The organism is Variovorax sp. RA8 (assembly GCF_901827175.1).
In the GTDB taxonomy this organism is placed as follows: Bacteria; Pseudomonadota; Gammaproteobacteria; order Burkholderiales; family Burkholderiaceae_C; genus Variovorax.
The window spans coordinates 1980086-1992471 of record NZ_LR594662.1; the positions used below are offsets into that span (position 1 = coordinate 1980086).

At 67.7% G+C, this 12386-nt stretch carries 9 protein-coding genes; 2 read left to right on the forward strand and 7 right to left on the reverse strand.

All coding sequences use genetic code 11. The features are described 5' to 3' along the window. Nucleotides 1-19: 19 nt before the first annotated feature. From E5P3_RS09455 to E5P3_RS09465, 3 genes are all read right to left on the reverse strand, one after another. On the reverse strand, nt 20-1435 hold the full coding sequence (locus tag E5P3_RS09455; protein ID WP_162589611.1) for a TolC family protein: 1416 nt from the start codon (nt 1433-1435) through the stop codon (nt 20-22). Between the two features lie 56 nt (nt 1436-1491). Then, nucleotides 1492-1833, reverse strand: coding sequence for a hypothetical protein (locus E5P3_RS09460; RefSeq protein WP_162585734.1), 342 nt, complete (start codon nt 1831-1833; stop codon nt 1492-1494). A 569-nt stretch (nt 1834-2402) separates the two neighbouring features. After that, a complete protein-coding gene (locus E5P3_RS09465) occupies nt 2403-4532 on the reverse strand; it encodes a copper-transporting P-type ATPase (protein ID WP_269473974.1) in 2130 nt (709 codons plus the stop codon). A gap of 275 nt (nt 4533-4807) precedes the next feature. Here E5P3_RS09465 and E5P3_RS09470 point away from each other — a divergent pair, with 275 nt between their 5' ends. Continuing rightward, nucleotides 4808-5272, forward strand: a complete 465-nt coding sequence (locus tag E5P3_RS09470; protein ID WP_162585736.1) for a hypothetical protein — start codon at nt 4808-4810, stop codon at nt 5270-5272. On the opposite strand, the gene E5P3_RS09475 is transcribed toward E5P3_RS09470, so the two are convergent. The 4 genes from E5P3_RS09475 to E5P3_RS09490 all read right to left on the reverse strand — a co-directional run bounded on the left by E5P3_RS09475 (nt 5259) and on the right by E5P3_RS09490 (nt 11375). Then, the gene (locus E5P3_RS09475) at nt 5259-6266 is read right to left on the reverse strand and encodes a Bug family tripartite tricarboxylate transporter substrate binding protein (RefSeq protein ID WP_162585737.1); all 1008 of its coding nucleotides are present in this window, start codon (nt 6264-6266) and stop codon (nt 5259-5261) included. The genes E5P3_RS09470 and E5P3_RS09475 overlap by 14 nt on opposite strands. A gap of 40 nt (nt 6267-6306) precedes the next feature. Beyond that, on the reverse strand, nt 6307-7407 hold the full coding sequence (gene add, locus E5P3_RS09480; protein ID WP_162585738.1) for an adenosine deaminase: 1101 nt from the start codon (nt 7405-7407) through the stop codon (nt 6307-6309). A gap of 93 nt (nt 7408-7500) precedes the next feature. Next, on the reverse strand, nt 7501-8457 hold the full coding sequence (locus E5P3_RS09485) for a LysR family transcriptional regulator (RefSeq protein WP_162585739.1): 957 nt from the start codon (nt 8455-8457) through the stop codon (nt 7501-7503). A 59-nt stretch (nt 8458-8516) separates the two neighbouring features. Then, on the reverse strand, nt 8517-11375 hold the full coding sequence (locus tag E5P3_RS09490; RefSeq protein WP_162585740.1) for an ATP-binding protein: 2859 nt from the start codon (nt 11373-11375) through the stop codon (nt 8517-8519). A 189-nt stretch (nt 11376-11564) separates the two neighbouring features. Between E5P3_RS09490 and E5P3_RS09495 the strand changes: the two genes are divergently transcribed. Beyond that, on the forward strand, nt 11565-12386 hold the full coding sequence (locus E5P3_RS09495) for an alpha/beta fold hydrolase (RefSeq protein WP_162589612.1): 822 nt from the start codon (nt 11565-11567) through the stop codon (nt 12384-12386).

Consider the following 12386-nt stretch of genomic DNA (forward strand, 5'->3'; position numbering starts at 1 on the left):
TCGTGGGTCGAGGCGCCATTCAGTGGGCGGCGCCGGAGGTGTCCTGCGGGCCCGAGCTGGTCATCGGGGCGGGTGCGGCGACGGGCTTGCCGATCACCGATGCCGCCAGAGCGGCATCGGCCAGCCAGAACTGCTGCTGGGCGTTGATGGCACTGTTCACGCTCGTGATCTGGTCTCGCGCCTCCGCGAGCAGCTCGAAGACGCCGATCAGCATCCCGTTGTACCGGAGCACGTTCTCGTCCTGCATGGCCTGGCGCAGCGGCACGATCTCGTCGCGGTAGTGGCGCGCGATGTCGTAGGCCGTGCGATAGGCGGAATAGCCCTCGCGCAGCTGGGAGGTCGCGCCGCGAACTGTCGCGTCGTACCGATTCGCCGCCGCGAGCGCCTGTGCATTCAGCACATCGCGCTGGGCGCCTCCCCAGTCTAAGAGGGGCAGCCGGATGTCGAGCTCGAAGCCGCGGCGCGTGTCACGGCTGCCGCCGTCGAAGACGGTGTCCCGGCGCACGCCGGCCTCGACATCGATGAAGGTCGACAAGAGGTTGATGCCCTGCGACCTGCCGGCGATGTCGAGCTGCGCGCGGGCCTGCTGCACGTCCAGGCGCTGCTCGCTGGCGGTCCCCGCCACCTCGCGTGCTTCGCGGGGCACCTTGGGGAGGTCCGGCAGCCGCTCGGGCAGCTTCAGCCTGGCCGCTTGCCCGGCGTCGAGACCCAAGGCCCGGACAAGTTCCTCGCGCGCCGAGGTCGCGCTGTGGCGCGCCGATGCGAGCTGCGTGGTGGCATCGGCATAGAACACCTGCTGGCGCGCGCGCTGCAGTTTGCTGAAGTTGCCGGCCAGCTGCATGCGCCGCGCGAGTTCGGCGCTCGCCTCGGCCGAATCCTTGACCTGCTCGGCATACTGCGAGGACTGCTGAGCCGCGACGGCCCGAACCCATGCCTGTCGGACCTGGGTCACCTGGTCCACCACCGTGCCGGTCAACTGCACCTGTGCCCAGGCCACCTGGCCATGGGAAATCGAAAGTCGCTGCGGCAGAAGAAGAAGGTCCACCAACCCGAACGACAACAGGCGCCCGATCTCGAGCTCGTCGCCCAGGCGCATGCGCTCGAAGGTAAAGACCGGGTTGGGCAGCCGGCTCGCCTGATTGGCCGATGCGATATCGGCCCAGCTCTGCGCGATCAGCGCCTGGACTGCGGCGCTGTTGGCAAGAGCCAGGTGCACGGCCTCATCCTGGGAAAGGGGCTTGCCGAGCAGCTCTTCCGAGAGGGCGGCTCGAGCCTCTCGCTGTTCCGCGGTGCGGCTGAGTTCGAGCTTTCCGCCGGTGAACTGCGATGCCGAGGAATTCGTCTCCCTCAGGGCGTCGTCGATCCCGACGGAGGCGCAGCCCGCCAGGAGTGCGGCGGCCAGCACGACACATGTCAGCTGCAGCCGCCGCCTCACTGGAGCGCGTTCGCCTTCGGCTACGGTGCTGTTCGTCTTCGGAGCGAACCTGCGCCTCATGGCTGTGCCTCCTTCGGCGCCGCCGCCGGCTTCGGCATCGCATGACCCGCGTGCGGATCGGGTGCACCGGACGGCTGGCTCTCGGCTGCTGCTGCACCCTCCTTGGCATAGGCCTGCCAGCCGCCTCGCTGACGGACAGTTTCGTTGGCCTCCTTCCAGGCGACAGGCTTCTCGTCGACGAACGGCTTGTAGCCCTCCATGGCGGAGCGGTAGGCAAGGGGTGGCGCGGCCTCGGTTGCGCCCGTGGTATCGGCCGCAGGGCCGGTCTGGGCGCCCGCCGCGCAGGCTGCCAGGGCCGGCAGGACAGCCAGCCAACGGGCCGGCAGGAAATTGAACATGGGATCCTCGCGATGTTCATGAACGGCATGCCGCCAGCGAGCCCGCGAAGGGCGTGACGGTACGAACGGTGCATGCGCGTCCCGTCGCCGGCAGCAGAGCTGCCGGGCGCTGGACGCAGTTACGCGCGAGGTGGTTTGTGGGGGACGCTGGGCGACACGGTCGCCATGGCTCGCAGAGGCTCAGCGAGATCGGCCTGGGGCAGACCGTGGAAGATGGGCGTGTCGAGCGTCGGCATCATTCCGACCGCATGACAGGCGGCGCAATTGCCGCATTTGTGAGACGCGTCCGACAGCTCATCATGCGCGCTTGTTGCGTCATGGCGGTCCGCGCTGTCATCGCTGCTTACACTTGAATGATGGTGCTGCGCGTCTGGCGTGCCGTGATCGTGCCGACTGTGGTCGTGGGCTTCGCCCGAGCTCGAGTGCGCTGGCGCAGGTGCGCAAAACGCAATGGACGATGCCGCGTAGCCCTGAAAGGGCACTGCAAGCATCATGAGCCACAGCAGGATCGCGCGGAGATTCACCATCGCCGGAATTGTAGGGGTTGCCGGGCCCTGTCTATCGCATGCCTACTCCACCTTCACGGTGCGAAGGCGCAACGCATTCCCGATGACGCTCACCGACGACAAGGCCATCGCCGCGGCTGCAACGACCGGCGACAGCAGCAATCCGAAAAATGGGTAGAGCACGCCGGCCGCCAACGGAATTCCGGCGACGTTGTACGCGAATGAAAGAAACAGGTTCTGGCGGATATTCCGCATGGTCGCATGCGACAGCGCTCGGGCCCGCACGATACCCATCAGGTCGCCCTTGAGCAGGGTGACGCCAGCGCTCTCCATGGCGACGTCGGTGCCCGTTCCCATCGCGATGCCGACCTCGGCCGCGGCCAGGGCAGGGGCATCGTTGACCCCATCGCCTGCCATGGCGACCACGCGGCCTTCGGACTTCAGTCGCTGAACCACCGACGCCTTGTCTTCCGGAAACACTTCCGCGACCACCTCGTCGATGCCGAGCTGGCGCCCGACAGCCTCGGCTGTGGTCTTGCCGTCGCCGGTGAGCATCACGATCCGGACGCCGGCAGCCTTCAGCGCCTGCAGGGCGGACGGGGTCGTCGCCTTGATGGGGTCGGCGATCGCGACGAAGCCGGCCAGCTTGCCGCCCGCGCCCACGAAAATCACCGTGGCTGCGTTCTGGCGCTGGCCTTCCGCTGGCGTTTCGAGTCTGCCCACGTCGATGGCATGCTCGGCCAGGAACTTGGCGCTGCCCGAGACAATGACCTCCCCGTCGACCGTGCCGATGACCCCCTTGCCGACCGGCGAGTCGAAGTCGGTGACCGGCGACAAGGGCAGCTTGCGCTCGTGGGCGTCCATCACGATGGCCATGGCCAAGGGGTGTTCGCTGGCACGCTCGACGCTGGCGAGCTTCTGGAGCACGTCATCCGCGGTGAATCCGGGCGCCGGCTCGATGTGGACCACCTTCGGGTGGCCTTCGGTGAGCGTGCCGGTCTTGTCGACCACCAGCGTGTCGACCTTCTCCATGCGTTCCAGGGCCTCGGCGTCCCGGATGAGCACGCCGTGCTGGGCGCCCCGGCCGACCCCGACCATGATGGACATCGGCGTGGCCAGGCCGAGCGCACAGGGGCAGGCGATGATGAGCACGGCCACCGCGGTGATGAGTGCGTAGCTGAAGGCCGGCGAGGGCCCCCAGACCAGCCACACCGCAAAGGTCAGCAGCGCCACCAGAATGACCACCGGCACGAACCAGCCGGCGACCTGGTCGGCCATCCTCTGGATCGGGGCGCGGCTGCGCTGCGCGGCGGCCACCATGTGGACGATCTGCGAGAGCAGGGTGTCGGCGCCGACCTTCTCGGCACGCATCACGAAGCCGCCGGTCTGGTTCAGCGTGCCTGCGGTGACCTTGGAACCCACGGCCTTCGAAACGGGAATGGGTTCACCCGTGATCATCGATTCGTCGACGTTGCCTTTGCCCTCTGTGAGCTCGCCGTCCACCGGCACCTTCTCGCCCGGGCGCACACGCAGCAGGTCTGCGACCTGAATGGCATCGACCTGGACCGTCTCGTCCGTCCCGTCATGGCGAACCCTGAGCGCGGTCTTGGGAGCGAGCCCCAGCAGCGCCTTGATGGCGCCCGATGTCTTCTCGCGCGCTCGCAGTTCGAGCACCTGGCCGAGCAGCACCAGCACGGTGATGACCGCGGCCGCCTCGAAGTAGATCTGCACGGCACCGTCGGCCAGGCGCAGTTCCTCGGGAAACAGGTGCGGCGCCACCGTGCCCACCACGCTGTAGAGCCAAGCCGCCCCCGTACCCAGTGCGATGAGCGAGAACATGTTCAGGCTGCGGTTCTTCACAGACGCTGCTGCGCGTACGAAGAAGGGCCAGCCGGCCCACAGCACCACGGGCGTGCCCAGGAGCAATTGAATCCAGTTCGACAGCTGTGGAGCGATCAGGTGATCCAGGTGGATCAGATGACCACCCATCTCCAACGCGAACACCGGGGCTGCGAGCGCGGTACCGATCCAGAAGCGTCGGGTCATGTCGCGCAACTCGGGGTTCGCGCCAGCCGCCTCGGTCGCCACGACCGGCTCCAGCGCCATGCCGCAGATCGGGCAACTGCCGGGCCCCATCTGCCGGATCTGCGGATGCATCGGGCAGGTGTACTCGACCTGCTTGCCGGATGGCATCGCCGGCGTCGGCATGGCCTGCGAAGGTGCGTGATGCGAGGCGTGTCCTGAATGACTGTGCCCGGGGGGGTGTTGTTCCGTGCTGGATGGCCGCATGGTGTTCTCCTGGTCTTGCTTGCCAGTATCAACCTTGCCAGGCTGGTAAGGTCAAGGGCGCACCGATGCACGCGCTTGCCGATGGCGCGCACCATCTGCCGCATGCCAGTGCGAGCAACTGCTTGCGGCTGGCCCAATAGCGGACGTTCGCGGCGAGTCATCACAGGAGACCATGAGTCATGACCGATGCAGTTTCTTCAGCCCTGCAGGCCCATGAATCGTCTGCGCAGTATGAAGCGCTGAAGCTGGCGTTTGCCTGCGAATGCGTTGAACGAGTCCGTCACCTGCTTGAGGATGGGCGAGTTGCGTCCTGCCTCGACATCCTGGTGACCTACGTCAAGGGCGGGGCGGATTGGAGTGCGCTCGATCAAGCTGCGGCAGAGGCCGCGGCGCTGGCCAATCAGCATCAAGGTTCCCGATCATTGGACGGCGTGGGGCATGCAGCCGTATCGGCAAGCTATGCCGTGGCGAATGCGCTGGCCGGCCGGGCTGTTCAGGCAGCAGACTACGCCGCGTACGCTGCGGTCTACGGCAGCGGCGGCTATGGCGCAGTCTGCGATCCCGAGTCGTTCGTCGTCGAGCGGAGTTGGCAGCTCGCAACGCTGGAGCGACTTGCGAACGCTCTCCAGGCTACTCGGCCTTGATGCCTCCCTTGGCGACGATCGCGCCGAACTTGCTCTCTTCGTTCTTCAGAAAAGCAGCGAACTGCTTCGGCCCCGCGCCGATCGGGGTGATCCCGCCGTCCTCGAAATTCTTCCGTACGCCGGGGTTTGCAAGCACATGGACCAGCGCGGCATTCAACTGCTCGACGATCTGCGGCGGGGTTCCCTTGGGCACGAAGACGCCCTGCCACACGGAGACGTCCGCGCCGCGCCAGGCCGGCACGCTGGCCAGCGGCAGCGCCTCGGGCATGGCCCCGGACGGCTTGTCGGCCATCACGCCGTACACGCGCAGCTTTCCCGCGCGCGCCTGCTGCATCACCATGGACAAGGGCAACACGGCCAGGTCCAGCTGATTGCCGCTGAGGTCGCTCACAATCTGCACGCCGGTGCGATAGGGCACGTGGACGAGATCGACGCCGCCCTGCTGCTTGAGCAGTTCGCCGCCCAGATGCAGCGAGGTGCCGACGCCGGAGCTCGCGTAGCTGTACTTGCCGGGTGCCGCTTTCAGCTCGGAATACAGCGCTTCGCTGGTCTTGGGCTCCAGGGCCGGCTTGCCCACCAGCGCCAGGGGTTGCGATCCCAGCAGCGTCACGGGCATCAGGTCGGTCAGCCCGTCGTAGCGAACGGTGGAAGGCGTGACCATCTTCGCGATGACGACGGTGCTTTCGACCGACAGGAGCAAGGTGTAGCCGTCGGGCCAGGCGCGCACCCCCTTCTCGGTGCCGATGACGCCACCGGCACCCGAGACGTTCTCGATGACCACCGGCTGGCCGAGGCGGGCCGACAGTTCCGGCGCGATCCAGCGTGCCATCACGTCCACGTTGCCGCCGGCCCCGTAGGGCACGATGAGTGTGATCGCGCGCGCGGGCCACGCACCTTCGGCCATGCCGGGCGGCGCCGAGCCCGCGAGGGCGGCGATTGCGAGTGCCGCGATCAGTTTGCGGCGGTGGGTTCGTGCAGCAGTTGCGAGTCGCATCACATATCCTTGCTTTGGCATCGGTTGGTTTCGTTGAAGGTCATTGGGTTGCGGTCTGCGTGCTTTCGAGGTGGGCGATCTCCCGCTCGAACTCGGCGCGCAACGCCCGCTTGGCCGGCTCGTCGAGCCAGCACGCATCCACGCCCGCCAGGCTGAAGGCGCGCGCGTGCGCCCATCCCCAGCCGCAGCCTTCGACAACCGCGGCATAGGAATGCGCGAGGTCGGTGTGGAACATCGCAGGGTCGTCGGTGTTGAGGGTGACAGGCAGGCCCGCATCCACCATGCGCTTGACGCTCTCGATGCGTTGCCGCTGGCGCCGCACCACGCTCGTGACGCCACACACGCAGAAGTACACGCCGCGCTCGCGCGCCCGGCGCAGCACGTCGTCGCTGGCGAGCACGTTGTAGCCGTGATCCAGCCGGTCGCAGCCCAACAAGTCGAGGCAAGCATCCACGTTCGAAGGCGGTGCCTCCTCGAGCGTCTGGTTGTCCTCGCACACGTGGGCCGTGCGGCGCAGGCCCGCCTGGCCGGCGCGCTGGAAGAGCCCGGCGAACCTGGCCGGCGGACCTTCGCGCTCCGGGCCATCCAGGCCCACGCCGACCACCAGGTCCGACCGGTGGCCGACGATGTCGTCCAGTGCGCGCTCCGCGCTGTCGAGCGGCAGGCCGCGGTCGAACGAGGCAATCAGCAGGCCCGAGCAACCGAAGTCGCGCTGCGCTGCACGCAGGCCGGACACCAGGCCCTCGACCTGCACGTGGTAGGGAACCGCCGTGGGCATGAAGTACTGCGGGTTGAACGACATCTCCACATGGCGCGCATTGCTGCTGCGTGCCGCATCTTCCACAGCCTCGTAAGCCACGCATTCGAAGTCCGCGCTGGTGCGCACCGCCTGCGCAACGAGGCGCAGCACGTCGATGAAGTCATAGAAGTCACGGTACGTGTACAGCGTCTCGACCGACCTCGGCAAGGGCAAATCGTACTTTCGCGCGAGCCGCGCGAGCGTCGGCGGGCGCAGCGTGCCGGCCATGTGGAAGTGCAGGTCGACCTTGGGAATCCGGGCGATGCGGGCGGGCAACTCGCGCGAAGCCGCCGTGGAGGAAACGGGGTGGAGTACGGCGGCGTTGGAAAGGGGTTCGGACATGGGGCAGCGTCGGTAGGAATGAGTGCCGCCACCTTATCCACGCCCGCCGGCGGCGCCCAGCGCCGGGGTGTGCAGCGGGTTATGACGCCGCTGTCATGACCTTGGCCGATGCGCGAGCTCGCGCGCCGCGGCGGTCAGCTCGCCGCGCATCCAGCTCATGGCCTGGTTCTTGTGCGTGCGTTCGTGCCAGACCAGTCGGTAGCGATGCGGCTTGATCCTGGCGGGGAACGGCACGAGCGCGAGTGGGTATTGCTCGGCGAAGTCTTCCGCCAGCAGCCGGCCCGTCGAGAAGATCAGATCCGAGCGCGCGAGGATGGCGGGCGCCATGCCCAGAAACTGGGTGCGCACGGCCGTGTGCACCGACACGCCAAGCTCCGCGAGTTGCGCATCGAGAATGGTGCCCTGCCCCGGCACATGCTCCAGCGAGGTCAGATGCCGTGCGCGGCGATAGTCCTCGAGCGTCAATGGACTTCCCGCCAGCGGATGGCCCTTGCGCATCAGGCACACCATCGGCTCGGTCAGCAGGCTTGCCGCGCGCAGGTGGCCCGGTACCTCGGGCCAGATGGTGATGACCATGTCGACCTCGCCGTCCGCGAGCTGGCGGTAGTGCTCGAACCGCGAACCCAGGCCGCGGACGACCACGTCGCACTCGGGCGCCTGCCGGGCCACCCGCTCGACGAGGTCTGCGAAGAAGCGGCGCGGCAGGAAGTCGTAGGTCGCAATGCGAAAGCTCTGTCGCAGTTCGCCGGGCTCGACGGGCTTGGCTTCCGACGTGAGCAGCGACATGTCGGCCAGGATGCGGCGCGTGGGCGCGGCCAGGGCTTGCGCCCTCTCGGTGAGCACCATGCGGTTGCCAACGCGTATCAGCAATTCGTCGCCGGTGAGCTGGCGCAGCACCTTGAGGTGGCGGCTCAGCGCAGACTGCGCAACGCCCAGCTTCGCCGCCGCCTGCGAGACGCTGGCTTCGGCCAGCAGGGCATGGAGCGAACGCAACAGCGATTCGTCCAGCCGGCGTTCATGGTCGCCGTTTTCGAGGGACACGGTGTTCACGCGAAAGAAGTGTGTAGGCCTGCGCGAGGCAGGGGGCGCCTTATTCTGCCCGTCGGCCGCTAGCGCATCGCCTCGAGCAAATGCCTGGCCGCCCGCAGGTCATGCGTGTCGAATCCCTCCGAAAAGCCTTCATACACGGGCCGCAACAAGCCGCGCGCATCCTCCACCCGGCCATCCTTCATCCACAAGGCCGCCAGGCTCGTCGCGCATCGAAGCCGCCAGGCCAGGGCCTCGTGCTGCCGGGATGTCTCCACCGCCTGGACCAGAAGGGCCTCGGCCAGGTGGCTTGTCTCGGGCCTGCGGGCCATCAGGTCCGCCTTCGCGCGCAGCAGCTCCGACAACGAGCATCGATCCTCGAAGCGGCGGGCGCGCTCGATGCCCGCCGTGGCCAGCTCGATCCCCTCGTCTTCGCGGCCGAGCCGGCCCAGCGCCTCGCACACGGCCGAAACGAAGCCTGTGTAGTGCAGCACGTAGAGCGCTTCTCCGATCTCGTCGAATGCCGGACGCAGGTCGCGTTCATAGGCCCGGCCATCGCCCGCGCCAAGCGCAAACAGGCCTTTCCACATGCGACCGCGAGCCTTCCAGGTCGAGATGCCGTGGCGGCGGGTGGCCGCGACGGCCGCTGCGGCCGGCTCCCCCAGCATGGACACGCCGCCGGTCAGGACGGCTATCGCGCACAGTCCTTCCGTGAGGGCGTAGCAGATCGAGGGCGCGTGGTCGAGCGCGCGTGCGCCTTCCACTGCTTGCCGCGCCGCGCGCATGGCCTGGTCGGCAAAGCCTTGAAGCCACAGCGTGTGCGCCAGCGAGCTCAGGGCAATCATCTTCTGCTCGTAGATGAAGCGTGTCTGGTGCGACCGGTACACCGGCGCCTCGTAGCTCTCGGCCACGCGTTGCAGCCCGCCGCGGGCCTCGTCCAGGCGTCCCAGGCAGAGCAGCGACATGCCTGTCATCCGGATGCCGATGTGCCGGTCGGCCTGGTGCGGCCGTGCGCCGGCCAGTGTCGAGAAGCGACGCGCCAAGGCCAGGGCGGCGCTGTAGTTGCCGTTGAGGTAGGTGACGCTCCACATTCCCCAAGTCGCTCGCAACCGGTACTCATCGTCGTCCAGCCTCTGCGCGTACTCGAGTGCGTGCCTGAAGGCGGCGCCGGTCTCGGAGCCAACGCCCTGGTAGAGAAGGGAGGCGCCCTTCGCGGCATACAGCTTCATTCGGGAACGACTGTCCACCACCTCCTCATCGTCGAGATGGGCCAGGGCCTGGTTCACGCGTGCAAGGCATTCCTCGAGCAACCCGAAGTGCATCCACAGCGACACGGCACTCGTGGTCAGCTCGACACCGAGTGAGGGGTCGCCTTCCGGCGAGAAGCTCCAGTTGAGCGCCGTCCGCAGCCCCTCGAGATAACCGGCGTACCGGGCGACCCACTCGGGCGTGGACAGGGTTTCCCACTCCATCTCGGCGCGCACGAAGAGGTCGCGGTGATGTTGCGCGTGGCGCAGCAAATACTCTCGCAGGACGCCGCGAGACTGCATCTTCTCGCGGGCATAGACCTGGGTGGTCTCCAGGAGGCGATACTTCGCGCGGGCCGCACCGTCCACCGTGATGAGGGACTTCTCCACCAATTGGGAGAGGCACTCGACCACCGCGGCCGACGGAATGTCCGCGGACGCAGCGACGGCCGAGGCCGACTCCACGGAGAACGACCCGACAAAGACCCCCAGCCTGCCGAGCACCTCGCGCTCCTGCGCAGACAACAGCCCGTAGCTCCAGTCCAGGGTGGCGCGCAGCGTCTTCTGCCGCGGCAGGGCAGTGCGGGCTCCGCCGGTGAGCAAGTTGAACCGGTCTTCGATCCGGTCGGCAACGCCCTCCAGCCCGAAGACCCGCACACGCGCGGCGGCCAGTTCGATGGCCAGTGGAATGCCGTCGAGCTGGCGGCAGATGCGAGCCTTGAGCTCGGCAGCCTGCGTCTTGCCGGCCAAGTCCTCGCTGCCGGCGGAAGGGGCGCGGGCATCGAAGAGCTGCAGGGCGCCGAAGGCCAGCATCTCGTCGACATCACGGACCTCCTCGCCGGGGACGTCGAGGGATGCGACCCGGTAGACATATTCGCCCTCCACCTTGAGCGCCTCGCGGCTCGTGGCGATGACGCCGGCGAATGGCCCGGCTCGCAGCAGCTTCTCGGTGATCTGCGCCGCAGCGTCGACCAGGTGCTCGCAGTTGTCCAGCACCAGCAGGATGCGTCGATGGCTGATCGCCGAGGCGATTCGATCCAGCGAAGGGGTGCCTGCGCCCTGCGGAAAGCCGAGTGCCTCCGCCACGGTGGCGGGAAGAAACTCCGCGGTCCCCACAGGCCCCAGTTCTGCGATCGAAACGCCATCCGGAAAGCTCCCCGCCAGGCTCCGGGCGGCCTCGATAGCCAAGCGCGTCTTGCCGACCCCGCCGGCGCCCACGAGGGTGATCAGCCGGTTGGTCGCGGCGAGATCGACGATCTCCCGCAATGCGGTGTCGCGACCGACCAGGGGCGTCAGGCTCACCGGCAGCGCACGCATCGCCGAGGCGGCGCGCGGCGCGGCCTGCTCGCCCTCGAGATCAGCAGCGTCGAGCCCGTCGGCGATGTCGCCGACAAACTGGTAACCGCGGCCGGGGACCGTTCGGATCACCGTCCGGTCATCGCCCAGCGCGCGGCGCAGCGCTGAGATCTGGGCCTCCAGCGTGTTCTCCTCGACGATCCGGCCTGGCCAGGCCCGCAGGATGAGATCGTCCTTGGTGACCACGGCGCCCCTTCCCTCGACCAGGGCGACCAGGATGTCGAAAGCCCGGCCGCCCAGGCCGACGGGCCGGCCTTCACGCAGCAGTTCGCGCCGCGGGACAGACACCTGGCAGCGGCCGAATGCGAACGACGGGCTCGGGGAAGCGGCGAGTTTCATCCTGAGAAGGGGCCTGCGCAGCCGGGGTGCGCGGAGTTTAAGGGGCCTCGGTGCGCGGGGTGAATACGCCGAAAGCGCAGTTTTCAGGTGTTTTCAGATCTCGCCAGCGTGCGTCCGGGACGCCCAGGAGTTGTCCCGGTACCTTTGCGCCATCGCCCGACCATCTTCTCGTTGATTCAGGAGAACCCCATGAGCTACGTCAGGTCGCAGGACGGAACCAGGATCTTCTACAAGGACTGGGGCACGGGTCGGCCCGTCGTTTTCTCCCATGGCTGGCCGCTCGACGCGGACGCCTGGGACGCGCAGATGCTGTTCCTGCTGCACAACGGATACCGTGTGATCGCGCACGACCGCCGCGGGCACGGGCGCTCGGACCAGCCGGCGACCGGCAACGACATGGACACCTTCGCGGACGATCTTGCGGTCCTGATCGAAGCGCTCGACCTGAAGTCCGCCGCCCTCGTCGGCCACTCGACCGGAGGAGGCGAGGTGGCCCGCTACGTCGGCCGCCACGGCACCCGGCGGATCGGGCGCATCGTGCTGATCGGTGCGGTGCCTCCGCTCATGCTGAAGACGGCCACGAATCCGCAAGGGCTGCCGATGTGCGTGTTCGACGGCCTCCGGGCCGGCGTCGCCGCAAACCGGCCCCAGTTCTTCCAGGATCTCGCCATGGCGTTTCACGGGTACGACCGGCCTGGCGCGAAGCGCTCGCAAGCGGTGATCGATTCCTTCTGCCTCCGCGGCATCCGTGGCGGCATCCGCCCCGAATACGACTGCATCGAAGCCTTCTCCGAGACGGACTTCAACGAGGACCTGAAGAAGTTCAACGTGCCGACGTTGTTCATCCACGGCGGCGACGACCAGTTCGTGCCCTTCGTCGCCTCCGCCTCGGCGGCATCGAAACGCGTCCGGAACTCGACGCTCAAGGTGTACGCGGGCGGCTCGCACGGAATTTGCTCGACGCACGCAGACCGGGTCAATGCCGACCTGCTCGCCTTTCTGGAAGACTGA

Bases quoted from the DNA above. Each gene is read 5' to 3' on its own strand.
- E5P3_RS09460 (WP_162585734.1), bottom strand. From the start codon at position 1,833: ATGTTCAATTTCCTGCCGGCCCGTTGGCTGGCTGTCCTGCCGGCCCTG.
- E5P3_RS09465 (WP_269473974.1), bottom strand. From the start codon at position 4,532: ATGCCATCCGGCAAGCAGGTCGAGTACACCTGCCCGATGCATCCGCAG.
- E5P3_RS09470 (WP_162585736.1), top strand. From the start codon at position 4,808: ATGACCGATGCAGTTTCTTCAGCCCTGCAGGCCCATGAATCGTCTGCG.
- E5P3_RS09475 (WP_162585737.1), bottom strand. From the start codon at position 6,266: ATGCGACTCGCAACTGCTGCACGAACCCACCGCCGCAAACTGATCGCG.
- add (WP_162585738.1), bottom strand. From the start codon at position 7,407: ATGTCCGAACCCCTTTCCAACGCCGCCGTACTCCACCCCGTTTCCTCC.
- E5P3_RS09490 (WP_162585740.1), bottom strand. From the start codon at position 11,375: ATGAAACTCGCCGCTTCCCCGAGCCCGTCGTTCGCATTCGGCCGCTGC.
- E5P3_RS09495 (WP_162589612.1), top strand. From the start codon at position 11,565: ATGAGCTACGTCAGGTCGCAGGACGGAACCAGGATCTTCTACAAGGAC.